Source organism: Billgrantia antri (assembly GCF_017868935.1).
GTDB lineage: Bacteria > Pseudomonadota > Gammaproteobacteria > Pseudomonadales > Halomonadaceae > Halomonas > Halomonas antri.
Genome location: NZ_CP053383.1, coordinates 2,959,559 through 2,984,485, shown reverse-complemented (window position 1 = coordinate 2,984,485; position 24,927 = coordinate 2,959,559). Strand labels below are relative to the sequence as shown.

The 24,927-nt window shown below is 64.2% G+C and carries 29 protein-coding genes and 1 other RNA gene; 23 read left to right on the top strand and 7 right to left on the bottom strand.

Annotated elements, in window-relative coordinates:
• Positions 1-16: 16 nt before the first annotated feature.
• On the bottom strand, positions 17-961 hold the full coding sequence (locus HNO53_RS13865; RefSeq protein WP_209473022.1) for a calcium/sodium antiporter: 945 nt from the start codon (positions 959-961) through the stop codon (positions 17-19).
• Positions 962-1,101: 140 nt separating this feature from the next.
• Here HNO53_RS13865 and HNO53_RS13860 point away from each other — a divergent pair, with 140 nt between their 5' ends.
• From HNO53_RS13860 to hisD, 9 genes are all read left to right on the top strand, one after another.
• Positions 1,102-1,914: an ABC transporter ATP-binding protein gene (locus HNO53_RS13860; RefSeq protein ID WP_209473019.1), complete on the top strand. Its 813-nt coding sequence runs from the start codon at positions 1,102-1,104 to the stop codon at positions 1,912-1,914.
• Positions 1,911-2,693 carry a lipid asymmetry maintenance ABC transporter permease subunit MlaE gene (gene mlaE / locus HNO53_RS13855; protein WP_209473017.1) on the top strand — a complete coding sequence of 261 codons (783 nt, stop codon included), beginning with the start codon at positions 1,911-1,913 and terminating at the stop codon, positions 2,691-2,693. The genes HNO53_RS13860 and mlaE overlap by 4 nt, the downstream gene beginning before the upstream one ends.
• A gap of 37 nt (positions 2,694-2,730) precedes the next feature.
• Positions 2,731-3,195 carry an outer membrane lipid asymmetry maintenance protein MlaD gene (mlaD, locus tag HNO53_RS13850; protein WP_209473015.1) on the top strand — a complete coding sequence of 155 codons (465 nt, stop codon included), beginning with the start codon at positions 2,731-2,733 and terminating at the stop codon, positions 3,193-3,195.
• A gap of 24 nt (positions 3,196-3,219) precedes the next feature.
• Positions 3,220-3,882: an MlaC/ttg2D family ABC transporter substrate-binding protein gene (locus tag HNO53_RS13845; protein ID WP_209473013.1), complete on the top strand. Its 663-nt coding sequence runs from the start codon at positions 3,220-3,222 to the stop codon at positions 3,880-3,882.
• A complete protein-coding gene (locus HNO53_RS13840; protein WP_209473011.1) occupies positions 3,879-4,211 on the top strand; it encodes an STAS domain-containing protein in 333 nt (110 codons plus the stop codon). The genes HNO53_RS13845 and HNO53_RS13840 overlap by 4 nt, the downstream gene beginning before the upstream one ends.
• 137 nt (positions 4,212-4,348) lie before the next feature.
• Entirely contained in the window at positions 4,349-4,618 is a 270-nt protein-coding gene (locus HNO53_RS13835; protein WP_209473008.1) for a BolA family protein, read from the top strand.
• Between the two features lie 13 nt (positions 4,619-4,631).
• Positions 4,632-5,894, top strand: a complete 1,263-nt coding sequence (murA, locus tag HNO53_RS13830; protein WP_209473006.1) for a UDP-N-acetylglucosamine 1-carboxyvinyltransferase — start codon at positions 4,632-4,634, stop codon at positions 5,892-5,894.
• A gap of 41 nt (positions 5,895-5,935) precedes the next feature.
• Positions 5,936-6,598 carry an ATP phosphoribosyltransferase gene (gene hisG, locus HNO53_RS13825; protein WP_209473004.1) on the top strand — a complete coding sequence of 221 codons (663 nt, stop codon included), beginning with the start codon at positions 5,936-5,938 and terminating at the stop codon, positions 6,596-6,598.
• Positions 6,599-6,653: 55 nt separating this feature from the next.
• Entirely contained in the window at positions 6,654-7,976 is a 1,323-nt protein-coding gene (gene hisD, locus HNO53_RS13820) for a histidinol dehydrogenase (RefSeq protein ID WP_209473002.1), read from the top strand.
• A gap of 12 nt (positions 7,977-7,988) precedes the next feature.
• Here the strand turns inward: hisD and HNO53_RS13815 are convergent, their stop codons facing one another.
• Positions 7,989-9,197, bottom strand: a complete 1,209-nt coding sequence (locus tag HNO53_RS13815) for a Do family serine endopeptidase (protein WP_209473000.1) — start codon at positions 9,195-9,197, stop codon at positions 7,989-7,991.
• A gap of 100 nt (positions 9,198-9,297) precedes the next feature.
• Here HNO53_RS13815 and HNO53_RS13810 point away from each other — a divergent pair, with 100 nt between their 5' ends.
• The gene (locus tag HNO53_RS13810) at positions 9,298-10,059 is read left to right on the top strand and encodes a Nif3-like dinuclear metal center hexameric protein (RefSeq protein ID WP_209472998.1); all 762 of its coding nucleotides are present in this window, start codon (positions 9,298-9,300) and stop codon (positions 10,057-10,059) included.
• Positions 10,060-10,081: 22 nt separating this feature from the next.
• Here the strand turns inward: HNO53_RS13810 and HNO53_RS13805 are convergent, their stop codons facing one another.
• Positions 10,082-10,531 carry a Z-ring associated ZapG family protein gene (locus HNO53_RS13805; RefSeq protein WP_209472996.1) on the bottom strand — a complete coding sequence of 150 codons (450 nt, stop codon included), beginning with the start codon at positions 10,529-10,531 and terminating at the stop codon, positions 10,082-10,084.
• 206 nt (positions 10,532-10,737) lie between these two features.
• Between HNO53_RS13805 and zapE the strand changes: the two genes are divergently transcribed.
• The 8 genes from zapE to HNO53_RS13765 all read left to right on the top strand — a co-directional run bounded on the left by zapE (position 10,738) and on the right by HNO53_RS13765 (position 17,068).
• A complete protein-coding gene (gene zapE, locus HNO53_RS13800) occupies positions 10,738-11,916 on the top strand; it encodes a cell division protein ZapE (protein WP_209472994.1) in 1,179 nt (392 codons plus the stop codon).
• 171 nt (positions 11,917-12,087) lie between these two features.
• Positions 12,088-12,516 (top strand): 50S ribosomal protein L13, encoded by a 429-nt coding sequence (gene rplM / locus HNO53_RS13795; RefSeq protein WP_209472992.1) that lies wholly within the window; start codon positions 12,088-12,090, stop codon positions 12,514-12,516.
• 13 nt (positions 12,517-12,529) lie between these two features.
• On the top strand, positions 12,530-12,919 hold the full coding sequence (gene rpsI, locus HNO53_RS13790) for a 30S ribosomal protein S9 (protein ID WP_149326461.1): 390 nt from the start codon (positions 12,530-12,532) through the stop codon (positions 12,917-12,919).
• 210 nt (positions 12,920-13,129) lie between these two features.
• Positions 13,130-13,729 (top strand): ubiquinol-cytochrome c reductase iron-sulfur subunit, encoded by a 600-nt coding sequence (petA, locus tag HNO53_RS13785; RefSeq protein WP_209472990.1) that lies wholly within the window; start codon positions 13,130-13,132, stop codon positions 13,727-13,729.
• Positions 13,729-14,988 (top strand): cytochrome b, encoded by a 1,260-nt coding sequence (locus HNO53_RS13780; RefSeq protein ID WP_209472988.1) that lies wholly within the window; start codon positions 13,729-13,731, stop codon positions 14,986-14,988. The genes petA and HNO53_RS13780 overlap by 1 nt, the downstream gene beginning before the upstream one ends.
• Positions 14,988-15,755, top strand: a complete 768-nt coding sequence (locus tag HNO53_RS13775; RefSeq protein ID WP_209472986.1) for a cytochrome c1 — start codon at positions 14,988-14,990, stop codon at positions 15,753-15,755. The genes HNO53_RS13780 and HNO53_RS13775 overlap by 1 nt, the downstream gene beginning before the upstream one ends.
• Before the next feature lie 148 nt (positions 15,756-15,903).
• Positions 15,904-16,530, top strand: a complete 627-nt coding sequence (gene sspA, locus HNO53_RS13770) for a stringent starvation protein SspA (RefSeq protein WP_209472984.1) — start codon at positions 15,904-15,906, stop codon at positions 16,528-16,530.
• Positions 16,531-16,579: 49 nt separating this feature from the next.
• Positions 16,580-17,068 (top strand): ClpXP protease specificity-enhancing factor, encoded by a 489-nt coding sequence (locus tag HNO53_RS13765; RefSeq protein ID WP_209472982.1) that lies wholly within the window; start codon positions 16,580-16,582, stop codon positions 17,066-17,068.
• A 76-nt stretch (positions 17,069-17,144) separates the two neighbouring features.
• On the opposite strand, the gene HNO53_RS13760 is transcribed toward HNO53_RS13765, so the two are convergent.
• Genes HNO53_RS13760 through HNO53_RS13745 form a run of 4 tightly spaced genes read right to left on the bottom strand, consistent with a single transcriptional unit; the run spans position 17,145 to position 20,467 of the window.
• Positions 17,145-17,723: a BON domain-containing protein gene (locus tag HNO53_RS13760; protein WP_209472979.1), complete on the bottom strand. Its 579-nt coding sequence runs from the start codon at positions 17,721-17,723 to the stop codon at positions 17,145-17,147.
• Between the two features lie 5 nt (positions 17,724-17,728).
• Positions 17,729-18,322, bottom strand: coding sequence for a phosphoheptose isomerase (locus tag HNO53_RS13755; RefSeq protein WP_159553038.1), 594 nt, complete (start codon positions 18,320-18,322; stop codon positions 17,729-17,731).
• Between the two features lie 38 nt (positions 18,323-18,360).
• Entirely contained in the window at positions 18,361-18,729 is a 369-nt protein-coding gene (locus tag HNO53_RS13750) for a YraN family protein (RefSeq protein WP_209472977.1), read from the bottom strand.
• Positions 18,713-20,467 carry a penicillin-binding protein activator gene (locus HNO53_RS13745; RefSeq protein WP_209472975.1) on the bottom strand — a complete coding sequence of 585 codons (1,755 nt, stop codon included), beginning with the start codon at positions 20,465-20,467 and terminating at the stop codon, positions 18,713-18,715. Before HNO53_RS13745 ends, HNO53_RS13750 begins: the two co-directional genes overlap by 17 nt.
• Positions 20,468-20,570: 103 nt before the next feature.
• On the opposite strand from HNO53_RS13745, the gene rsmI reads away from it, so the two are divergent.
• The 5 genes from rsmI (at position 20,571) to HNO53_RS13720 (ending at position 24,910) form a co-directional block, all read left to right on the top strand.
• Entirely contained in the window at positions 20,571-21,428 is an 858-nt protein-coding gene (rsmI, locus tag HNO53_RS13740; protein ID WP_209472973.1) for a 16S rRNA (cytidine(1402)-2'-O)-methyltransferase, read from the top strand.
• A 52-nt stretch (positions 21,429-21,480) separates the two neighbouring features.
• Positions 21,481-21,845: RNase P RNA component class A (gene rnpB / locus HNO53_RS13735), an RNA gene on the top strand.
• A gap of 64 nt (positions 21,846-21,909) precedes the next feature.
• Positions 21,910-22,866, top strand: a complete 957-nt coding sequence (rsmH, locus tag HNO53_RS13730; protein WP_209472970.1) for a 16S rRNA (cytosine(1402)-N(4))-methyltransferase RsmH — start codon at positions 21,910-21,912, stop codon at positions 22,864-22,866.
• A gap of 8 nt (positions 22,867-22,874) precedes the next feature.
• Positions 22,875-23,204 carry a cell division protein FtsL gene (gene ftsL / locus HNO53_RS13725; RefSeq protein ID WP_209472968.1) on the top strand — a complete coding sequence of 110 codons (330 nt, stop codon included), beginning with the start codon at positions 22,875-22,877 and terminating at the stop codon, positions 23,202-23,204.
• Complete coding sequence (locus HNO53_RS13720; protein WP_209472966.1) at positions 23,201-24,910, top strand: peptidoglycan D,D-transpeptidase FtsI family protein; 1,710 nt, start codon at positions 23,201-23,203, stop codon at positions 24,908-24,910. Before ftsL ends, HNO53_RS13720 begins: the two co-directional genes overlap by 4 nt.
• Positions 24,911-24,927 lie beyond the last annotated feature (17 nt).

Genomic DNA, 24,927 nt, shown 5'->3' with positions numbered 1-24,927 from the left:
CGATGCGAGGTTTCACTCAAGTGGCACGACCGCTGATACCGAGCCACGCCAGGTAGGCGGCATAGGAGAGCAGCAGGGCGACACCAATGGGACGGCCTAGGCGGCCCTGGCGTTGCCACAGCAACAGTGCGGCCAGAGCCAGCGTCAGCAACAGCATGACACGATAGTCGCGTCCCGCGGCATCCGGGTCGGGGGCGCCGGGGGCGACGAGCGCCGGTATCGGCAGCACGGTCAGCAGGTTGAACAGGTTGGAGCCGATGACGTTGCCGATGGCCAGGTCGTGGTGACGTTTCACGGCACTGGCCACGCAGGCGGCCAGCTCCGGCAGGCTGGTGCCCACGGCCACCACGGTCAGGCCGATGACCAGCTCGCTGATGCCGAGACCGCGCGCGAGTTCGCTGGCACCCCACACCAGGGCGCGGGAGCTCAGTGACAGCAGCAGTAAGGTAATGACCAGCCAGGAGAGCGCGCTCTTCACCGTCATGTCGGGGATCTCGCTGATCGGGCTGGTGTCGGGGGTGTCGGCGCGAATCAGCCACCACACGCTGAACACCATCATGATCAACAGGATCAAGCCGTCGAAGTGCCCCAGTATGCCGTTGCCCAGCGCATAGCCGGTGATTCCGGTTGCGCCGAGCAGTAGCGGAAGCTCCCGGCGCACCAGGGAAAAGGGGACCGGGATGGGGCGTGCCAGTGCCGTGGCGCCCAGCACCAGCCCGATGTTGGCGATGTTGGAGCCCAGGGCATTGCCGATGGCCAGGTTCGGTAGACCGTCGAGCGCGGCGAACAGCGCGACCACCATCTCGGGGGCCGAGGTGCCCAGCGCCACGACGGTCATGCCGATCAGCATCGCGCTCAGGCCGGTACGGCTGGCGGTGGCTGCCGCGGCATTGACGAAACGGTCGGCGCTCCAGGTGAGTACGGCAAGGCCGAGGACGACGGTGACGAGGGGAATCCACATGGCAAACGAGTCAGGGAGACGAGTGAGGCCGCACATTAGACGTCTTCACTGGTTTGGGTGCAAGTCGCGCACCCGGTGGGCTGGCGTCGGGTAGATGAGTTAGGATACGATGTTCGATAATTTTCCCAGGACCGTGCGGCATGATCGATTCCCCCTTCGTGGAGGTGGAGGACCTGCGTTTCTCGCGTGGCGAGAAGACCATCTTCAGCGGTGTCGAGCTGCGGATTCCCCGCGGCCGGATCACGGCCATCCTGGGTCCCAGCGGTACCGGCAAGACGACGCTGCTCAAGCTGATCGGCGGACAGTTACTGCCCGATGCCGGCAGGGTGCTGATCGCCGGGCAGGATGTGCACGCCTTGTCGCGCAAGGCCTTGTTTTCCTTGCGCCGGCGAATGGGCATGCTGTTCCAGAGTGGGGCGCTGTTCTCCGATCTCAGCGTATTCGAGAATGTCGCGTTTCCGCTGCGTGTACATACCGACCTGCCGCAGACCATGATTCGCGACCTGGTGCTGATGAAGCTTCAGGCGGTGGGATTGCGAGGGGCACGCGAGCTGATGCCGGCTGAATTGTCCGGCGGCATGGCGCGGCGTGTCGCGCTGGCCCGGGCGATCGCGCTGGATCCCGACCTGGTGCTCTACGACGAGCCGTTCGTGGGTCAGGACCCGATCTCCAAGGGGGTGCTGGTGCAGTTGATCAAGAGGCTCAACGAGGCGCTGGGCCTGACCTCAATCGTGGTGTCGCACGATATCCAGGAAACACTGTCGATCGCGGACTATGTCTACGTCATCGCCGATGGTCGGGTCATGGCGCATGGCACGCCCGGAAGCCTCGATATCGACGACGACCCGCGGGTCAGCCAGTTCGTGCATGGCGAGCCGGATGGTCCCGTGCCCTTTCACTATCCGGCGCCGGACTATTTCCGCGATATCCTCAACCTGGAGGGACGGCCATGATCGGCCGCATCGTGCGCCTCGGGCGTAGTGGCTGCGATGTGCTCGAGGCACTGGGGAGGGCGGGTCTGTTTCTCGCCCAGTCGTCCGTCGGCATTCCCTCCCGCGAGGGTTGCTACCTGTGGTTGCGACAGATGCACTTCGTCGGTGTGCTGTCGCTGGCGATCGTGCTGGTGTCGGGGCTGTTCATCGGCATGGTGCTGGCGCTGCAGGGCTACACCATTCTGGTCGATTTCGGCGCCGAACAGGCGCTTGGGCAGATGGTGGCGCTGTCGCTTCTGCGTGAGCTGTCGCCGGTGGTGGCGGCGCTGCTGTTTGCCGGGCGTGCTGGTTCGGCACTTACCGCCGAGATCGGCCTGATGAAGGCTACCGAACAGCTCACCAGCATGGAGATGATCGGTGTCGATCCGCTGCGCAGGATAGTGGCACCGAGGCTGTGGGCCGGTTTCGTCGCGCTGCCGATGCTGACGATCGGCTTCAGTGTGATCGGTATCTACGGCGGCTATCTGGTCGGCGTCGAGTGGCTGGGCGTGTTCGAGGGCTCCTATTGGAGCAGCATGCAGGCCAATGTCGACTTCTTCGACGACGTCGGCAACGGCATGGTCAAGAGTCTGGTGTTCGCGCTGGTAGTGACCTGGATCGCGGTGTACCAGGGCTACGACCTGGTGCCGACGTCGGAGGGGATATCACGTGCTACCACGCGTACGGTGGTCTATGCCTCGCTGGCGGTGCTGGGCCTGGATTTCGTGTTGACTGCGGTCATGTTCGGAGGATTTTCCTGATGGTGGTACGGGGTACAGCGCGACAGGGAGAAGCAGGATGAAGCGCAGCAAGACGATGGAGCTGGGCGTCGGCCTGTTCATGCTGGCCGGCATCCTGGGGCTGCTATTCCTGGGGCTGCGCGTCAGCGGTTTGACCTTCACGGCACCGAGCGACACGTTTCAGCTCGAGGCCAACTTCGCCAACATTGGCAGCCTCAAGCCACGTGCCCGGGTCACCATGTCGGGCGTCACGGTGGGGCGTGTCACCGCCATAGAGCTCGATACCGAGTGGTACGATGCCCGGGTCATCCTCGAGCTCGACGCAGAACTCGAAGGTCAGCTTCCCCGTGACACCACGGCATCCATCCTGACCGCCGGCCTGCTGGGCGAACAGTATATCGGGCTCAGTGTCGGCGGAGATCCCGAGATGCTTGCGGCTGGCGATACCATCCGCGATACCCAGTCGGCAATCGTGCTGGAGGAACTGATCCAGCAGTTCGTGTCCAACATGGTCAATGACTGATCCCTTTTTTTGCGAGGTCGACTGATGAGCCAGATGACACTCTCCTTCGCCCTGTTGCGTCGTTTCCTCCTGGGGCTGTGCCTGACGCTTGCCAGCCTGTCGGCTGCCGCGGCGCCCGAGCGTGCTCCCGAGCAGGTGATCCGTGACAGTATCGATGAGCTGATGGGGCAGATCGATGGGCGCAAGGATTACTATGCCAACCACCTGGACGAGCTCGAGGCACTGGTCGACGCCAGTCTCGACGACATCGCCGACTTCCGCTACATCGGCGCCAGCGTGATGGGACGCTACTTCCAGAATGCCACCCCGCAGCAGCGCTCGCGATTCGTCAACGTCTTCCGCCAGACGCTGATCGACACCTATACCAGAGGGTTGGTGACCTTCGATTATCGCGAGCTGCGAGTGCTGGACAGCCAGAGCCCTCCGCGCTACGAGGATCAGGCATCCGTGGCCATGGAGGTGGTGGCCATGGACGGAACCGCCTATCCGGTCAGCTACACGCTGCGCCAGAGCGATGGTCAGTGGAAGGTGGTCAACGTGATCGTCAACGGCATCAACTTGGGGCTGACCTTCCGCAACCAGTTCGATCAGGCAATGCGTGACCACGGGCGTGATTACGATGCGGTGATCGCCAGCTGGTCGCCCGAGATTGCTGCCGAGGAGCTCGAGGAGGGCGGAGGAGCATGAGCCGCTTGCTCGAGCGTGCCGGTGTGCGGCTGGAGGCTGGCCTCGAGGGGTTGGCCGTGAGCGGCGATGTCGATTTCGGAATCGCCGCGCCGCTGGCCGAGGCGGGGAGTGACTGGCTCGCCGAGCAGTCTGCCGGTGCCCGGGTGGTACTCGACCTGGAGGGGGTCGAGCAGGTAAGTAGTGCTGCGCTCAGCGTGCTGCTCGAGTGGGCGCGCCAGGCGCGTGCTGCTGACGTCGAGATTCGCCAGGTCAGGCTCTCGGCACCGCTGGCCCGGCTGACCCGGGTGGCGGGGCTCGACGAACTCCTGCCGCTGGCGGGGGAAGCCTGATCCACTGCCGGAAAAGCCCGGCGCCGGCATCGCCAAGCGCGATGCTTTTCTTTACCATGTAGGAACTCTCGTTTCTGGCAACGGCTCGCGATGTTGTCGCGTGCCGCTCCATTCGTCCCACAGGAGTTCCGTTTTTCATGCAACCCAGTGACGTCAAGGCGCTGCTCGAGGCGCGCCTCGAGGATTGCGATTTCTACATCCAGGGCGAAGGCTGCAACTTCCAGGTCATCGCCGTGGGCGAAGTCTTCGACGGACTGCCGCCGGTCAAACGACAGCAGCTGATCTATGGCGCTCTTTCGGAGGAGATCGCCTCGGGTGCACTGCATGCCGTGAGCATCAAGACCTTCACCCCGGCGCAGTGGGCTAGTGCGCCGGAGAACGCGACTTCACCTGGCCAGGGCGCCTGACGGTCGAACACTCATGGACAAGTTGATCATTACCGGCAACGGACCCGTCGACGGCGAGGTCTGGGCCAGCGGTGCCAAGAACGCGGCACTGCCCATTCTGTGTGCCACCCTGCTGGCCGAGGAGCCGGTAACCATCGGCAACCTGCCGCACCTTCAGGACATAACCACCACGCTGGAACTGCTGGGACGCATGGGCGTCGAGCCGGTGATGGGTGAGAAGATGACCATCCAGCTCGATGGCTCCCAGGTGCGTGACTGTCATGCACCCTACGAGCTGGTCAAGAAGATGCGAGCTTCGATCCTGGTGCTTGGCCCCTTGCTGGCACATTTCGGCCATGCCGACGTGTCGCTTCCCGGCGGCTGTGCCATTGGCTCGCGGCCGGTGGATCTTCACATTCGCGGCCTCGAAGCCATGGGGGCGGATATCCATGTCGAGGGCGGCTACATCCGCGCTCGCGTCGACGGCCGGCTCAAGGGAGCCACCATCTTCTTCGATACCGTTACCGTCACCGGTACCGAGAACCTGCTGATGGCGGCCACCCTGGCGGAAGGTACCACGGTGCTGGAAAACGCCGCGCGAGAGCCCGAGGTAGTGGATCTGGCCGAGTGTCTGATCAAGATGGGTGCAAAGATCCGCGGTCATGGCAGCAACAACATCATCATCGAGGGCGTCGAGCGGCTGCACGGCGCCTATCATGACGTGATGCCGGACCGCATCGAGACCGGCACCTTCCTGGTCGCCGCGGCGCTTTCGCGAGGCCGGGTGCGAGTACGCAATACCCGTGCCGACATTCTCGAGGCGGTACTGGCCAAGCTCGAGGAGGCCGGCGCCAAGGTGACCGTCGGTGACGGTTGGATCGAGCTCGACATGGAGGGGCGGCGACCACGTCCGGTCAACATTCGCACCGCACCCTACCCGGGGTTCCCCACTGACATGCAGGCACAGTTCGTGGCCCTCAACGCTGTGGCGGACGGTACCTCTCATGTGGTCGAAACCATTTTCGAGAACCGCTTCATGCACGTGCAGGAGCTTAACCGCATGGGGGCCCAGGTGGCGCTGGAGGGCAACACCGCCATGATTACCGGGGTCGAGCGGCTTTCCGGCGCACCGGTGATGGCAACCGATCTACGCGCCTCGGCCTCGTTGGTGATTGCGGCCATGATGGCCCAGGGCGAGACCCTGGTCGATCGCATCTATCACATCGATCGCGGCTACGAGTGCATCGAAGAGAAGCTGCAACTGCTGGGGGCCCGGATTCGCCGCGTTCCCGGCTGAGCGCTAAGCGATCCCTGCGGTTCCCGACCATAGGCGAGACCATGAGCAAGCAACTGATTCTGGCCCTGTCGAAGGGCCGTATTCTCGACGAGACCCTGCCGCTGCTGGCGGAAGCCGGTATCGTTCCGGCCGAGGACCTGGGCAAGAGCCGCAAGCTGCTCTTCGACACCAATCTCGACGACGTCAAGCTGGTAGTGATTCGCGCTACCGACGTGCCGACCTACGTGCAGCTGGGTGCGGCCGATCTGGGCGTGGCAGGCAAGGACGTGCTGCTCGAACACGGCGCGGCGGGGCTCTACGAGCCGCTGGATCTCGAAATCGCCAAGTGCAAGCTGATGACGGCGGGCATCGACGGCGCCAAGCCGGCTCGTGCAAGACGCCGGGTCGCTACCAAGTTCGTCGACGTGGCGCGTCGCTACTATGCCGAGCAGGGCATTCAGGCCGAGGTGATCAAGCTCTACGGGGCCATGGAGCTGGCGCCGCTGATGAACCTGGCCGACGAGATCGTCGACATCGTCGATACCGGCAACACCCTGCGCGCCAATGGCATGTCGCCACGGGAGCTGATCGCCTCGATCAGTACGCGCCTGGTGGTCAACAAGGCGGCCATGACCATGAAGCACGAGCGCCTCAAGCCGCTGATCGCACGCCTGGCCGAGGCGGTGGAGCGCCGGCGGGTGGGTGCCGAGGCAGCAGCGCGATAGCCACCTGTGCCTGGCATCAGCAACGAGACCATTTCATCTGGAGGCGTAGGCGACCATGAGCGAAACCCTTGTCGAATCCGTCGACATTGCCCGGCTGGCGACCGCGGATGCCGATTTCGAGAGGCGGCTGGACGCGCTGCTGGCCTGGGAAGGCGTGTCGGACGCCGAGGTCCAGGGGCGCGTGGCGGAGATCATCGCGGCGGTTCGTGAACGGGGCGATGCAGCCCTCATCGATTACACTCGGCGCTTCGACCGGCTGACGGTCGCGGGCATGAACGAGCTGACGCTGGGTGCGGCTCGTCTCGAGCAGGCCTATCGGGAACTGCCCGACGCCCAGCGCGATGCCCTGGCCCGGGCTGCCGAACGTATCCGGATCTATCACGAGCGTCAGAAGCCGACGTCTTGGTCCTACACCGAGGAGGACGGCAGCATCCTCGGCCAGCAGGTGACCCCGCTGGACCGGGCCGGCATCTACGTGCCGGGCGGCAAGGCGGCCTATCCCTCCTCGGTACTGATGAATGCCATTCCGGCCCATGTGGCGGGTGTGCGTGAGATCGTCATGGTCGTGCCGACTCCCGATGGCGTGCTCAACGAGCTGGTGCTGGCGGCGGCCCACCTGGCCGGCGTCGATCATGTCTTCACCATCGGCGGTGCCCAGGCGGTAGCCGCTCTGGCCTACGGTACCGAGAGCGTGCCCAGGGTCGACAAGATCGTCGGACCCGGCAACATCTATGTCGCCACTGCCAAGCGCGCCGTATTCGGACAGGTAGGCATCGACATGATCGCCGGGCCTTCGGAAATCCTGGTGGTTTCCGATGGCGGAACCGATCCGGAGTGGCTGGCCATGGATCTGTTTTCCCAGGCCGAGCACGATGAGGATGCGCAGGCGCTGCTGGTCAGCTGGGACGAGCGTCACCTGGCCGAGGTCGAGGCGGCCATCGCTCGCCTGCTCCCGACCTTGGAGCGCGAAGCGATCGTGCGCCAGTCGCTGGCGCGCCGTGGGGCGCTGATTCGCTGTCGTGATCGCGACGAGGCCGTGGGCTTGATCAACCGCATCGCGCCGGAGCACCTCGAACTCTCTGTGGCCGATCCGGAGGCGCTGCTGCCCGAGGTGCGGCATGCCGGCGCCATCTTCATGGGGCGCTATACGGCCGAAGCGCTGGGCGACTACTGTGCCGGTCCCAACCACGTGCTGCCGACTTCCGGCACGGCGCGTTTCTCCTCGCCGCTAGGCGTCTACGACTTCCAGAAGCGCTCCTCGATCATCAACTGCTCCGAGGAGGGAGCGTCGCAGTTGGGCAGGGTAGCCTCGGTGCTGGCGCGCGGCGAGTCGCTGACGGCTCATGCCCGTTCCGCCGAGTATCGCATCAAGGAGTAGCTTCAGCCGCCCTCAGCGGTCGGGGCGACGGCTCGGTGGCAGCGGGCGCTCCCCGACCTCCAGCTCCACGGTAAAGGTCTCGCCGCTGCGTACCAGCGTCAAGGGGAGCGTGGCGCCCGGCTCGATGGCGGCGATGTCGCTCATGGCGGCACGGGCATCGAGAATGGGACGTCCGTCGACCTCGAGCAGCACGTCACCCGGGCGCAGGCCGGCCTGGGCGGCGGGGCCATCCGGCACCACGGCGGAGATGACCACGCCGCGAGGTGCCTGGAGGCCGAAGGAGGCTGCCAGATCCTGCGTCATCTCCTGCGCTTCGATACCCAGCCAGCCGCGAATCACGCGCCCTTGAGTCACCAGGTCCTCCAGAATGGAGCGCGCCAGGCGCATAGGAATGGCGAAGCCGACCCCCTGGGATCCGCCCGAGCGGGAGAAGATGGCAGTGTTGATTCCTACCAAGGAGCCTTCGGCATTGATCAAGGCACCCCCGGAGTTGCCGGGGTTGATGGCGGCATCGGTCTGGATGAAGTCCTCGTAGGCGCTCAAGCCCAGGTGGCTGCGTCCCGTGGCGCTGATGATGCCCATGGTGACGGTCTGGCCCACTCCGAAGGGGTTGCCGATGGCCATGGCGACGTCGCCCACCGCCACGTCCTCGGTATCGGCGAGATGAATCACCGGTAGTCGATCCAGGTCGATCTGCAGCACGGCCAGGTCGCTTTCCGGGTCGGTGCCGATCACTTCTGCCAATGTCTCTCTGCCGTCGCGCAGGGCCACCTGGATCTCGTCGGCGCCATCGATGACGTGATGGTTGGTCAGCACGTAGCCATCGTCGCTGACGATGACGCCCGAGCCCAGGCTCGACAGCAGGCGTTGCTGGGTCGGCAGGTCGTCGGCGAAGAACTGGCGGAAGAACGGGTCCGACATCAGCGGATGCTCCTCGCGCTCAACGACCCGCGACGAGTAGATGTTGACGACTGCCGGGGCGGCCTTCTCGACCGCGGTAGAGTAGCTGACCGGGCCCTGCTGGCGCGCCAGCGGAGGGGCCTGCTGGAGTTCGGGGGAGGGGCGTGTCACCGGCTGCAGCTCGCTTGTCGGCGCAGACTGAGTGGTGGGGTCCGGTGCCGAGGGGGTGCGCAGCAGTTGCGGAAAGGTATTCAGCAAGACGATGGCCAACAGCACGCCGATGAGGACGGGCAGGGCATAGGCTAACAATGAACGACGCATGCGGCGTTTCCTGGTCGGCGGGCAGTCGATGGCATCCCGCTCAGTCGTTACAATGGAGCGGATTGTAACATCGACAGCGAAGCGCTGTCCGGAGGCACGGATGATTTTGCGAACCGAGCTGGTACGAGCCTGCGATAGGCTGCTCGACGTCCCCGCGTTCAAGGACTATACCGTCAACGGCCTGCAGGTGGCGGGGCGTGACGAGGTGCGGCGCGTGATGAGCGGCGTGACGGCTTGCCAGGCGTTACTTGACGAGGCGGCGGCGTGGAAGGCGGACCTGCTGCTCGTTCACCACGGCTACTTCTGGAAAAACGAACCGGTGGCGATCACCGGGATCAAGCAGCGGCGCATTCGTACCCTGCTGCTCAACGACATTAGTCTGCTGGCTTACCACTTGCCGCTCGACGCCCACGCCGAGTTCGGCAACAACGCCGAGCTCGGCCGTCAGCTCGGGTTTCGCGTGGAGGGGTGTGCCGATGGTGTGCTGGGTCAAGGGCTGGTATGGCTTGGCAGTTTGCCCGAGGCGATGGCGCCCGGGGCCCTGGCACGCCATGTCGGTGAGCACCTGGGCAGGGAGCCGTTGCTCGTCGAGGCGCCCGGCAAGGCGCTGGTGCGCCGTGTTGCCTGGTGCACCGGCGGGGCTCAAGACATGATCGCCCAGGCCTGGGAGGCCGGTGCCGAGGTCTTCATCTCGGGTGAGATCTCCGAGCGCACTACGCATCTGGCGCGTGAGCTCGGCATCCATTATCTGGCGGCCGGCCACCATGCCACCGAGCGCTACGGCGTGCAGGCGCTGGGGGAATGGCTCGAGCGGGAGTTCGGCGTCGAGCATCGCTTCGTCGATATCGACAACCCGGCCTGAGAATTGGCCCGGTGGTGGGCGGTCAATAGCGCGGCGGCTGCGGGGCCTCGCTCTTGTCGGCGCTGGATTTCAGGCCGAAGTCTTCCGACAGGGTGCCGCCTGAGCCATCGGCATAGTCGCGAGGTGTCGGGACTTCGTCGTCGCCGCCAGTCAGGGCTGGCTGGTCGGCCGCCTTCAGCTGAAGGTCGCGGCGGGGTTCGCAGTGCAGGGTGCTGGCATCCTCGGTGAGGCGATGCTCGAGAGTACGCATCTCGCGCTGGATGTTGTTCACCATCATGCCCACCTGGGTGAAGTGCTCGTTCATGCCCTCCCGCATCACGCCGAGTTCGCGCTCGCGCTCGGCCATCTGGCGACGCAGCTTCTGCAGCTGCGTGGCCGAGGTGCCGAGCGAGCGATAGCCGAGTGCACCGAGGCCAAGGCCGACCAGCAGGCTGACGATTGCCACGATCCAGTTCACATTGCCGTAATCCACGTAGTTCTCCCTGATGCTGATACACGCCGGTGCTTGTGCCGCTGCCCGGTTCGAGCCATGTCTGGCGGCCCATTATAGAAGCGTTGGCAGTCGGCGGGTCAACGCTCGGCATGTTGGTAGTCGCCTTTTTCCTGCGCGCGGCGCTCCGGATGCGTATAATGCTGGGCCTGCAACGATGCGAGCCATGATCAAGCAAGGAAACTCCCATGTGCGCGACCGTGACGTCTGCGGGTTCCTCTTCGGCTACTACGCCGATGGCACGTTACCGGGCCGATCTCGAGCGTGACGATTTTCATTACGACCCCGCCCAGGAGCAGGCCGTGGAGCACCTCCAGCGCCTCTACGACCAGCTCGTGGCCTCGCCGAGGACCGAGCCTAGGGCCGTGACCACGGGGCGGGGCCTCAAATCCCGAGTGGCCGGGCTGTTCGGCAAGCGCGACAAAGAGCTGGAGGAGCCGGTGCTGCCTGCGATCCAGGGGCTCTATTTCTGGGGAGGCGTGGGGCGTGGCAAGACCTATCTCGTCGATACCTTTCACGAATCCCTGCCGTTTCCCGACAAGATGCGCACCCACTTTCACCGCTTCATGCAGCGAGTGCACAACGAGCTGGAGCACTACAAGGGCGAGAAAAACCCGCTGACGCTGATCGCCGGCAAGTTCGCCGCCGAAGCGAGGGTGATCTGCTTCGACGAGTTCTTCGTCAAGGACATCACCGATGCCATGATCCTCGCCAATCTGCTCGAAGCGCTGTTCGAGCGCGGCGTGGTACTGGTGGCTACGTCCAACATCGTGCCCGACGAGCTTTACAAGGATGGCCTGCAGCGCGCCCGTTTCCTACCCGCCATCGACTTGCTCAAGCGGCACTGCCGCGTGGTCAACGTCGATTCGGGGGTCGATTATCGCCTGCGTGCCTTGCAGCGTGCCGAGATATTCCACGCCCCGCTCGATGCCGCGGCGGAGCGTGAGCTGTTACGCAGCTTTCGCGAAATCGCCCGCCATGAAGGCGAGGTCGACGTGCCGATCGAAATCAATCACCGTCTGCTCAAGACGCGCCGGCTGCATGATGACGTGGTGTGGTTCGAGTTCCGCGAGCTGTGCGATGGGCCGCGTAGCCAGAACGACTACATCGAGCTGGCCCGCGAATTCCATACCGTGCTGGTCTCCAACGTGACCTGCATGGGGGCGGCCACCGACGACCAGGCGCGCCGCTTCATCAACATGGTCGACGAGTTCTACGATCGCGGCGTCAAGCTGCTGATGTCGGCCGAGGCGCCGGCAGAGTCGCTGTATGCCGATGGTCGCCTCGCGTTCGAGTTTCAGCGTACCCTGTCGCGGCTGCAGGAGATGCAGTCTCACGAGTACCTCGGTCTGCCGCACAAGCCTTGACGACAAGCCAGATAGGACTTTAACCCGAGCGTGCTATTCATGTAGAATACGCGCTCCTCGACCGTTGCCGCCGCTCGTTGGGCGCGGCAACCAAGAAAAATAGGGATGATCCTGATGCCGCCACGGCGCACGGGGTCCAATGCACTTGATAGATCTTGTGGTGATTTCTCCATGAAAACGTTCACTGCTAAGCCGCAGAGCGTGCAGCGCGACTGGTATGTCGTCGACGCGGCAGACAAGACGCTCGGTCGTCTGGCCACCGAAATCGCGCGCCGCCTGCGTGGCAAGCACAAGCCCGAGTTCACCCCTCACATCGATACCGGCGACTACATCGTCGTGATCAATGCCGAGAAGGTTCGGGTCACCGGCAACAAGGCCAAGGCCAAGACCTACTATCGCCATACCGGCTACCCGGGCGGTCTTCGCTCCATGAATTTCGAGAAGATGATCGCGCATGCACCCGAGCGCGTGATCGAGTCTGCCGTCAAGGGCATGCTGCCGAAGGGGCCGCTGGGGCGCGCCATGTACTCCAAGCTCAAGGTCTACGCCGGCGCCGAGCATCCGCACGCCGCCCAGCAGCCGCAAGAACTGAACATCTGAGGGGATCATCACCATGGCACAGCAGTATTACGGTACCGGGCGCCGCAAGACATCGACAGCCCGTGTTTTCCTCAAGCCGGGCACCGGCAAGATTACCGTCAACAACCGTGACCTGGATCAGTATTTCGGTCGCGTTACCGGCCGCATGGTGGTTCGCCAGCCGCTCGAACTGACCGAGACGACTGGTCAGTTCGACGTCTATGTCACCGTCAAGGGCGGTGGTGGTTCCGCTCAGGCGGGTGCCATTCGTCACGGTATTACTCGTGCTCTGATGGAGTATAACGAGGACTTCCGCCCGGCGCTGCGCGCCGCTGGCTACGTCACTCGCGATGCGCGTCAGGTGGAGCGCAAGAAGGTCGGCCTGCGCAAGGCGCGTCGCCGTCCACAGTTCTCCAAGCGCTGATTGCGCTCAGGTGGAGCAAAAAACCCGGGCATTTGCCCGGGTTTTTTATTTGAATTTCAATAAATTGGGCGTCATGTGCCACATTGGTCAGGACTGTTTCGTCTTGTACCTGGCGGTGCGATTCCTTAATATATGGCGGATTTGGTATCCGTGGTCGCGGAACTCATTCCGTGCGGGATCAACGGGTAAGCTGATGGGAGAAACCAGAAAATGGCAGACAACGGCGTGAACAAAGGGCGGCGCCGTCTTCTCCTCGGGGCTACCACCGTCGTAGGGGCGGTGGGGGCCGTGGGAGTGGCAGTTCCCTTTGTGGCTTCGTGGCAGCCGAGTGCCAAGGCGAGAGCGGCGGGCGCGCCCGTTCAGGCGGACGTGTCGAAGCTCGAGCCCGGGCAGCGCATGACCGTCGAATGGCGTGGTCGTCCGGTGTGGATCATCAATCGCACTCCGGAAATGATCGAGCGGATCGAGGGCTTCGATCCCTCCCGTCTGGCCGACCCAGAGTCCGAAGAGCCGCAGCAGCCGAGCTATGTGTCCGGCCCGCTGCGTTCCATCAAGCCCGAGATCGGCGTCATTATCGGGATCTGCACTCATCTGGGGTGCTCGCCGCTCTACCGGCCGGAACCCAATGCCGAGGGCGTGGGGACGGACGACTGGCCGGGTGGTTTTTTCTGTCCCTGTCACGGCTCTCGCTTCGATCTGGCTGGCCGCGTGTTCCGCAACGTGCCGGCCCCGACCAACCTTGAGGTCCCGCCGTACCGCTTCGATAGCGACAGCGTGATCGTCGTCGGTGAAGATGAGGAGAGTGCCTGATGGGTAACCCGAATCGTGTCAAGGCAGAAAGCGGGTTCATGCGCTGGGTGGACGACCGCTTCCCCGCCACGCAGATGTGGCAGGATCACCTGTCCAAGTATTACGCGCCCAAGAACTTCAACGTCTGGTATTTCTTCGGTTCTCTCGCCTTGTTGGTGCTGGTCAACCAGATCCTCACCGGCGTTTGGCTGACCATGAGCTACAATCCCTCCGCCGAGGGTGCTTTCGCTTCCGTCGAATACATCATGCGCGACGTGGAGTGGGGCTGGCTGATTCGCTACATGCACTCCACCGGGGCGTCCGCCTTCTTCGTGGTGGTCTACCTGCACATGTTCCGTGGCCTGCTCTACGGCTCCTACAAGGCGCCCCGCGAGCTGGTCTGGATCTTCGGCATGGCGATCTACCTGGCGCTGATGGCGGAGGCCTTCATGGGTTACCTGCTGCCGTGGGGGCAGATGTCCTATTGGGGTGCCCAGGTGATCATTTCCCTGTTTTCGGCAATCCCCGGCATCGGCCCGGACCTGGCCCAGTGGGTGCGTGGCGACTACCTGATTTCCGGGATCACGCTCAACCGCTTCTTCGCCCTGCACGTGGTGGCATTGCCCATCGTGATCCTGGCGTTGGTCGTGCTTCACCTCATCGCACTGCATGAGGTTGGCTCCAACAACCCGGATGGCATCGACATCAAGGCCAAGAAGGACGAGACCGGCAAGCCGATCGACGGTATCCCCTTCCACCCGTACTACACCGTCAAGGACGTGTTCGGGGTGGCGGTGTTCCTGTTCGTGTTCTGCGTGGTGTTGTTCTATTTCCCCGAGGGCGGCGGCTACTTCCTCGAGAAGCCCAACTTCGAGCCGGCCAACCCGCTGAAGACACCGGACCACATCGCGCCGGTATGGTATTTCACGCCCTTCTACGCCATCTTGCGGGCCATCACCTTCTCGATCTTCGGGCTGGATGCCAAGTTCCTCGGCGTCGTATTCATGGGGGCTGCCATCGCGGTGCTGTTCGTAATGCCCTGGCTCGACCGCAGCCCGGTGAATTCCATGCGGTACAAGGGCTGGATCTCCAAGGTGATGTTGACGCTGTTCGTCATCAGCTTCGTGATCCTCGGTGTGCTGGGCGTGCTGCCGGCAACCGACGGTCGTACCCTGCTGGCGCAGGTCTGTACGGCGATCTACTTTGCCTTCTTCCTGCTGATGCCGTTCTACACGCGCATGGAGAAGACCAAACCCGTACCGGAGAGGGTGACTGGCTAATGAAAAAGCAACTGTTCGCACTGCTCTTCGCGCTGGTGCCGTTCACTGCGATGGCTGCGGGTGGCGAGAGCGTGCCTTACTCGATGACGCCGGATCTGCACGACAAGGCGTCGCTGCAGCGGGGCATGAAGCTCTTCGTCAACTATTGCATGGGGTGCCACTCGCTCGAGCATCAGCGCTTCGCTCGTGCCGCCGAGGATCTCGACATTCCCCAGGAGCTCGTCGAGGAAAACCTGATCTTCTCGTCTGATTTGGCGTTCAACGACCAGATGCATAACGCCATGAGCACCGAGGACGGAGAGAGCTGGTTCGGTGCACCGCCCCCTGATCTGACCCTCGAGGCACGTCTGCGCGGCACCGATTGGATCTACTCCTATCTGCTGACCTTCTATCGCGACCCCGAGCGTCCCAACGGGGTCAACAACGAAGTGTTCGACCTGGTGGCCATGCCCAACGTGCTGGAGCCGCTGCAGGGCGTGCAGGAAAAGGTGTGTGCCGAGACGGATCGTCCGGTCCATGGTGCGGAGCTCGACCCGCTGACCGGCAAGTACCAGTCCTGCGAGGTGCTGCAAGTGACGCAGCCCGGCGCCATGGAGCCGGACGAGTTCGAGGAAGCGGTCTACGATCTGACCAACTTCCTGGCCTACGTGGGCGAGCCGACCAAGCTGCACGCCCAGGCGCTGGGGCCGAAGGTGTTGATCTTCATCTTTATCTTCGGTGTGCTGGCGTACCTGCTGAAGCGCGAGTATTGGCGCGACATTCACTGATTCGTTCGAATCGGGGTTGTGCCGTAGGGGGCGTATGGCCATCGTGCCATGCGCCCCCTGCGTATTGTTCCAAGTCGAGAGCATGGGTCACCTCGCGGTTGGGGGTGCGTGCTATCATGCTGGTTCGAATTGATGCGAGGATTGTTACATGGGTGTAGTGGCCAAGCGGTCGTCGATGATCTTCTACTCGGGAGGCGATGATCACTTCAGTCATCGCGTACGCATCGTGCTCGCCGAAAAGGGCGTGGCGGTGGATATCGTCGAGGTCAATGGCGACCAGCGTCCCGAGGAACTTGCCGACCTGAATCCCTACAACAGCGTGCCGACCCTGGTCGATCGCGATCTGGCGCTATATGAGTCCAAGGTCATGATGGAATACCTGGACGAGCGCTTTCCCCATCCGCCCTTGTTGCCGGTGTATCCCGTTGCGCGGGCGCAAAGCCGGCTGTGGATGCATCGCATCGAGCGTGAGTGGTGTCCTCTCGTCGAGCAGATCGAGAGTGGGGGCAAGAAGGACGTGGAAAAGGCACGCAAGGAGTTGCGTGAGAGCCTGGTTGGTATCTCGCCGATTTTCGAGGATGTGCCGTTCTTCATGAGCGAAGAGTTTTCGCTGGTGGACTGCTGCATCGCGCCGATCCTCTGGCGGCTCCCGGTGCTGGGCATCGAGCTTCCCGAGAAACAGGTCAAGCCGCTCGTTGCCTACATGGAGCGCCTGTTCGAGCGGGACTCCTTCGTGTCGTCGCTGAGCGAGAACGAGCGCGAGATGCGCGCCTGAACCTGGCGTCGGGATTTCCCGATGTCGATAGACTGGAGGGCAGAACGCCATGTTGTCGAGCCGTCCCTACCTGGCCCGAGGCCTCTACGAGTGGCTACTGGACAATGACCAGACTCCCTACGTCGTGGTAGACGCCGAGCAACCAGGCGTCAGCGTGCCGCGTCAGTTCGTGCAGAACGGCCAGATCGTGCTGAATATCGGGCCTGCCGCCGTGCGGGACTTGCATATCGAGAATGATGCCATCAGCTTCGGTGCTCGCTTTGGCGGGCAGCCGATGCAGGTCGTCGTGCCCATGCCGGCCTTGGTGGCCATCTATGCCAAGGAGAACGGTGTAGGCATGGTCTTTGGTCATGAGCCCATCATGCCGGCTCCTCGGCAGGAGGAAGATGGCGCCTCGGACAAGCCCGGGCTCAGCAGTGTGGATGGCGGTGAAGCAGAGCGGGAAGAGGGCGATGCGCAGTCGCAGCACGGCAAGCCGACATCCGGTGAAAAAGCCGCTTCATCCCGTAAGCGCCCTTCGCTGCGCGTGATCAAATAGCTGACGGCTGGCAAGTCTTGGTTCGAACGCAGAACGGCAGGCCAAGGCCTGCCATTCTGCGTTCATGCGTACGGGCTCAGTCGAGGTAATCGAAGACCTTGACGATACGCTGGATGCCGCCGACGTCGGCAACGGCGTTGACGATGCGATCTGCTTCGGCCTGTGTGACCATGCCCATGATATAGACCGTGGCGTTCTCGGTGATGAAGCGTAGCCGGCCGGTATCGATGCGTTCGTCGGCCGCCAGGGTAGTGCGGATGCGGGTGTTGGTCCAGGTATCCGAAAGGCGCTGGCTTGCCGGCAGGTTGGCGGCGACGGACAGCTCGTTGTGCACATCGCGAACGTTGCGGACTTCCAGTGCCACTTCGCTGGCCTTCTGCTTCAGCTCTTCACTGGGCACCTGGCCGGTGAGGAGGACGATGCCGTTGTAGCTGTCGACGTTGATGCGGGCATCGCCTAGACGTGCATCGCTGCGGCGCATGTTGTGCACAATCTTGGTTTCGATGCTTTCGTCTTCCACCTGGGCGCCCAGCGTGCGCCTGCCGTAGTTCTCGTCGATGGTGCCGGGGTTGGTGACGCCGGTGACCGCTGTACAGCCGCCGAGGGCCAGGACCAGGGAGGCCAGAAGAGTGACGAATAGTCTGGTTGAGGTCATTGGAGTTACTCGCTGCTGCCGAAGAGTTGTTCATCGATAAGGTCGCACAGGCAGTGGATCACCAGCAGGTGAACCTCCTGAATGCGAGCCGTGGAGGTCGCGGGGACGCGGATCTCGCAGTCGTCCTGGCCGAGCAGTGACGCCATGTCGCCGCCGTCGCGGCCGGTCAGGGCGACCACGGCCATGTCGCGGTCATGGGCGGCCTGAATCGCCTGGATGACGTTGCCCGAGTTGCCGCTGGTCGAGATGGCCAGCAGGATGTCGCCGGGCTGACCAAGCGCCCTGATCTGCTTGGAGAAAACCTCGCTGTAGCTGTAATCGTTGGCAATCGAGGTCAGAGTCGAGGTGTCGGTAGTCAGTGCCAACGCTGGTAGGCTGGGGCGCTCCCGCTCAAAGCGGTTGAGCAGTTCGGAAGAGAAATGCTGGCTGTCGCCTGCACTTCCGCCGTTGCCACAGGCCAGTATCTTGCCCTCGTTGACCAGGCACTGGACCATCATCTGGCTGGCGACCTCGATGAAGGGGGGCAGTACCTCGCTGGCGTAGGTCTTGGTGTCGATACTGGCATTGAAATGGCCGAGTATGCGTTGCTGAAAATCCATTCTGTCGAGTCCTGTCGCGGAACGAACGATAGCGCCGGTCAGAACGCGTCGAAGGCGCCCTGTACCCATTCGAAGTCGAGCGCGGGTGGGGAGCCGGTCACGGCCAGCACGTCGAAACGGCAGGGACATGATAGCCGGTTACGCGCCAGATAAAAACGCGCCGCATGGACCAGCCGGCGCTGCTTGGCCGGCGTCACGGTCTCGAGTGGATGACCGTGACGCGCGTCGGCACGATGGCGTACCTCGACGAAGATCAGCGTCTCGCCGTCGCCCATCACCAGATCGAGTTCGCCACCCTTGAACTGCTGGTTGCTGGCGATGAGCGTGAGGCCGCGCGCCGTGAGCCACTCCGCGGCCAGGCGTTCGATACGGGCGCCGCGGGCGCGGGCGTCAGTTGAGTCGACCATCGTCGAGAATATCCAGGCTCAGTATGGGCTGCGGCACGCCGTTCTCGAAGCGCGCCCACGGCAGGCGCCGCTCGATGCGACCGTCGCGGCCAGGTACCAGCAGGCCGGTGGCACCGAACAGTTCGCTCTCGGGCAGCAACTGGAACTGCGGCAGGCGTCGTGCCAATTCATAGGCATCGACGCCCATGGCCATCAGTCGGAAGGTGGAGGGGTCGGCAGCCTGCTGCAGCTCTTCGAAGCTGGCAAGGTAAGGGAGTGCTTCCACCCCGCCAACGGCGGCGTCCGGGATCTGCCAGGGGATGTCGACGAAGTTGACCTCGTCGAGATCATGGTCGAGCAGTGGCTGTGGACGCCCCTCGTAGAGGTGCGAGGTTGCATAGATGGGAAGGTCAGCAGCGCCGTAGTAGTCGAGCGTAGGCGGCACCTGGCGGGCATAGCTGGGCAGCGCCAGCAGGAACAGCATGTCGGGGCGGCCATCGCTGAGCACTCGGCGGGTGCTCTCGGTGGCCGAGCCGCGTGGATCGTAGGTAACGACGTTGGTGATGGTGCCGTCGCGGTCGCGCCACTCGCTCTCGAAAGCGCGACCGACCCTTGCGCCCCACTCGTTGTTCGGCACCAGCAGAGCGCTGCGTCGATGACCATCTTCGCGAGCGCGTCGCGCCACTTGGCGCGCCTCGTCCTCGGCGGAGAGGCCGTATTGGAACAGTCCCTCGGCCCGATTCTCCGGGCCGGCGCCGTAGTTCAGCGCTAGTGTGGGCAGGGGAACGCTGTCCCGAGTTTCGAGTTCACTGACCTGCTCCTTGTCGAGCGGACCAACGACCACCTGGGCGCCACGGTTGCGCGCCTCGGCATAGAGGGCATCAAGGTCGCCATGGCTGGCGTCGAGGAAGGTGAGCCGCACGCCGCCATTGCGCTCCGCGCTGTTCAGGTGATGGACCCGAATGCCGGTGCGAATCGACTCGGCGACGCTGCTCAGGGGGCCTTGGTCGGGCAGGAAGACGGCGATGTGGCGAACCTCCTTGCCGCGCAATTCGCGCAGTGCCAGCAATTCAGCGGGTACGCTGCGTGCCGCTGGATGCTGGGGGTGGCGTTCACGCCAGGACGCCAGGCGGGCGAACAGGCGCTCGATATCGCCGTCGCTCTCGCGTACCAGGCCGGCGAGTGCCAGCCAGCCCTGGGTGACTTCGTCGGCACCCTCGCGCAGGCTGGCCAGCCCGCTGTCCTCAAGGCGGGAAAGCGCGGTCCAGATGGGGTCATTGAGGGCTTCTCGGTCGGTCTGTGCCTGCACGTCCATCAGCATGGCGGCGGCCGCGCGATACTCGTCGATCTGCAGCAGGGCGCGCCCCATGCGCTCGCGCAGGATCAGGCCGGCGTCGCGTGGGATGTCGATCTCGTCGAGTAGCTGACCGGCCTGGACCACGGCCCAGGGGGCATCGAGTTCAGCGCCGAGCTCCGATAGCAGCATGGCCCAATGCAGACGGTACTCGGCAGGCAATCGTGCATCGTCGATCTCGCGGGCAATCTCCAGTGCCTGGGTGCGCTGGCCGCGGCGTGCTAGGATATCCGCCGCTTCGAGCCGGCTGAGCGCGGCCTGGTCGGGTGCTTGCTGCTCGGCCTGCTCGAGCAATGCGCGGGGGTCGTCGTCGGCCACGCGTTCGACGAGGCCGGAGGGCGCACAGCCAGCCACCAGGAGAGCGAGAAGCATGGTGGCCAGCAGGCCGCGGAGCATTTTGCACATGAATCCTTTCCTTAGTCTGCAGGCTCAGAGAGGCGCAGGCCTGTCTCCGGGCTCGACACCCATCACGTTCGGCCAAGCCCGACACTCTCCCTGAGGAATCGCCATGTCTGACGTTGATCTGGGCACATTGTACGTGGTCGCCACGCCGATTGGGAATCTGGAGGATCTGAGCCCTAGGGCGGCGAGGCTGTTGGGCGACGTTTCGCTGATTGCCGCCGAGGATACCCGTCATAGCGCACGACTGCTGCGCCACCTCGGACTTACCACTCCCATGCTCTCGCTGCACGAGCACAACGAGTCGGCAAGGGTCGAGCAGCTCGACGAGCGACTGGTACGTGGCGAGAGCATCGCGCTGATCAGCGATGCCGGTACGCCGCTGATCAGCGACCCTGGTTTCGTTCTGGTGCGTGAGCTGCGCGCACGCGGGCGTCGTATCGTGCCGGTGCCGGGGCCTTGCGCCCTGGTAGCTGCGCTCAGTGCGGCCGGCCTGCCGACCGACCGCTTCCTGTTCCAGGGATTTCTCCCGGCCAGAACGGGGGCTCGGCGTCAGCGGCTCGAACGCCTCGCTGCCAACCAGGAAACACTGGTGTTCTATGAATCACCCCACCGTATCCGTGACACCCTCAAGGACATCGAAGCGGTATTGGGTGAGCGGCACCTGGTCCTGGCCAGGGAGTTGACCAAGTCGTTCGAGACATTTCTCGACGGCAGTGCCGCGGTGCTGCTGGCTTGCATGGAGAGCGACCCCGACCAGGCCCGTGGCGAGTTCGTGATCATGGTGGCCGGCGCCGAGGAGCGGGTGGAAGCGGATGCTGCCAGCCTGGAGGCCGATGCGCTGCTCGCGGCGCTGCTCGCAGAGGGCGTGGGGGTCAAGCAGGCGGCTGCGGTGGCCGCGCGTCTGCTGGGCGGCGCGAAGAAGGCGTGGTATGAGCGGACCCAAGCGCTCAAGGAGGCGCGCTGACAGCTGGTGAAAGGCATTGAGAGGCATCGGGCGCGCTGGTATTCTTGCGCTCGGAGTCGGCCAGACAGTCGCCGCCGGCCGTGCTTTCGAGCGCTGCCGGGGGAGGAAAGTCCGGGCTCCATAGGGCAGGGTGCCAGGTAACGCCTGGGCGGCGCGAGCCGACGGAAAGTGCAGCAGAGAGCAGACCGCCTACGTCTCCCACGGGAGGCCGGCAAGGGTGAAAGGGTGCGGTAAGAGCGCACCGCGCGCCTGGCAACAGTGCGTGGCAAGGTAAACCCCACCCGGAGCAAGACCAAATAGGAACCCAATGGCGTGGCCCGCGTCGGGTTCGGGTAGGTTGCTGGAGAGCCGCGGTGACGCGGCCCCTAGATGAATGACTGTCCACGACAGAACCCGGCTTATCGGCTGACTCCCCCGAATCGAACCCTCCGCTACCGGTTGTGGCCGGTACTTCAGCCAGCTCAAGAGATCAGGAAAGTGCATGCCGCCATCAGCCGCTGAATCGAGCCGACATGGCTTTCGTCATGCCAGCGTGCTGCTGGACGGCGCCGTGGATGTTCTCATTCACGACCCCAGCGGGGCCTACCTTGACGGCACCTTTGGTCGTGGCGGCCACTCTCGCGCCATCCTTGAGCGATTGAGCCCCGAAGGGCGTCTGCTCGCCATCGATCGCGATCCCCAGGCCATTGCCGAGGCGCAGACGCTGGACGACCCGCGCTTCTCCATCGAGCGGGGCGAGTTCTCCCGTCTCGGCGAGGTTGCTCGACATCACGCCCTTCACGGAAGGCTGGCCGGCGTGCTGCTGGACATCGGCGTCTCGTCACCGCAGTTGGATGACCCCGAACGGGGCTTCAGCTTCCTGCGTGACGGGCCGCTTGACATGCGCATGGACCCGACTCAGGGCGAGAGCGCCGCCGAGTGGCTGGCGCGAGCTCGTGAGAGCGATATCGCCGGGGTATTCAAGACCTATGGCGAGGAGCGCTTTGCCAAACGGCTGGCGCGGGCCATCGTGACGCGTCGTGCCGAAAGGCCGTTCCTGCGCACCGGTGATCTTGCCGAGGTGCTCAAGGCGGCCCACCCAGCTTGGGAGAAGGGCAAGCATCCCGCAACACGCGCCTTCCAGGCGCTGCGTATCCACATCAACGGCGAACTCGAGCAGCTGGACGCGGCCCTGGCTGCAGCGCTCGAGGCGCTGGCTCCTGGTGGTCATCTGGTGGTGATCAGCTTCCATTCGCTGGAGGATCGCCGAGTCAAACGTTTCATTCGCGAACATGTGCGTGGCGATAGCGACTTGCCGCGCGGCATGCCGGTGCGGGAGTCCCAGCTTGCCAAGCGCCTGGAGATGCTGGGCAAGGCTCAACGGCCCACGCCGGAGGAAGTCGACGCCAACCCCCGTGCGCGTAGTGCGGTGATGCGTGCAGCGCGCAAGCTGACTTGAGGAGTGGCATGGCGCAAGGACGATTGTCTTTCCGGAATCTGCGCGCCGCCAGGCGTCCGGCCTGGCTGCCGAGCTGGCCGCTGCTGCTGGTCCTGGGCCTGCTGCTGGCTTGCCTGGTCACTGCAATGGCCGTGATCAATGCCAGTCACCAGACCCGCATGCAGTACGTACGGCTGCAGCAACTGGAGCGTGAGCGCGACCAGCTGCAGACGGAGTGGGGACAGCTGCTACTGGAAGAGAGCGCCTGGTCGTCACCGGCACGTATCGAGCGCCTGGCCGTCGAGCGGCTCGAGATGCGCCTCCCCAGCGTCGACGAAGTCGAGGTCATCCGGCCATGAGCACTGACGTACGCAGTGGCGTGACGCCGCGCCGCCGGCCTCCCATGGCGCCGATGGGCGGGTTGCGCTATGGCGTGGTGCTGGGAGCGGTGATCCTCGGCTTGTTGCTGCTGGCCGGCCGTATCGTGACCCTGCATGTCTTCGATCGTCCTTTTCTCCAGGGGCAGGGTGATGCACGTATCCTGCGCACGGAGTCGCTGACGGCCCACCGCGGCATGATCACCGATCGTAACGGCGAGCCGCTGGCTGTCTCCACGCCGGTCGTGACGTTGTGGGCCAATCCTCAGGAAGTGCCTGACGATCGCATCCGGCGGCTGATGCTGGCGCAGGCGCTGGGCATGCCGCTGGATGATCTCGATGCCAGGCTGGAGCGTTTCGGGGAGCGTGAATTCATGTACCTGCGCCGCCAGCTGACACCGGTGGCTGCCCAGCGGGTTCTCGACCTGCGTGTGCCGGGGGTCTACGCCCAGCATGAGTACAAGCGCTACTACCCGGCCGGCGAGGTGACCGCCCAGTTGCTGGGCGTTACCAATGTGGATGACATGGGGCAGGAGGGTGTGGAGCTGGCCTACCAGCCCTATCTGGCCGGTACGCCGGGTCAGCGCCGGGTGGTCAAGGACCGGCGTGGCCGCCTGGTCCGCGACCTTGAGGTCCTGCGTGAGGCGCAGCCGGGCGGTGAGTTGACATTGGCCATCGATCAGCGTCTGCAGTACATGGCGTACCGCGAACTCAAGGCAGCGGTTGCCGAACATGAGGCCGATGGCGGCGTGGTCGTCATGATGGATGCTCGTACCGGCGAGGTGTTGGCCATGGCCAACCAGCCCTCCTACAACCCCAACAACCGTGCCGGCATCGACCCGCGCGGCCTGCGCAACCAGGCGATCGTCGACGTCTTCGAGCCGGGGTCGGTGATGAAACCGCTGGCCATGGCGGCGATCATGGAGAGTGGCCGCTTCGATAGCGATGTGGTGGTCGATACCTCCCCAGGCTGGATGCGCATCGATCGCTTCACCATCCACGATGTTCGCAACTACGGCAAGCTCGATCTGGCCGGCATCCTCGAGAAATCCTCCAACATCGGCATGTCCAAGCTGGTGCTGGAACTCGACGACCCGCTGGTGCCGGACCTCTACCGGCGGCTCGGCTTCGGGCAGAGCACCGAGACCGGCTTTCCCGGCGAGGCCGTGGGCCACCTGCCGGCCCCGGTACGCTGGTCGCGCAGCCAGTGGGCGGCGCTGTCGTATGGCTATGGCCTGTCGGTTTCCGCCCTGCAGCTGGCGAGCGCCTACACCGCCCTGGCCAATGGCGGCGTGCGCATGGCTCCTTCGCTGCTCAAGCTTGATGAGGTCCCGCAGGGGACGCCGACCATCGATCCCGAGATCGCGCATGAGCTGCTGCGCATCATGGAGGAGTCCGTGCAGCCGACCACCGGCGGCAGGCGGGCGGCGGTGCCGGGCTACCGGGTGGCCGGCAAGACCGGTACAGTACGCAAGACGTCGGGGCGCGGCTACGAGGAGAACGCCTATCGCAGTCTTTTCGCCGGTATCGCCCCCGTATCCGACCCGCGTATCGTCACCATCGTCATGATCGACAATCCCCAGGCGGGAGAGTACTACGGTGGTGCCGTGGCGGCGCCGGTGTTCTCACGTGTCACGGGTAGCGCCCTGCGGCTACTCGATGTGCCGCCAGATCAGCGTGCAAGATGAGTCCTGCCGTTTCCATG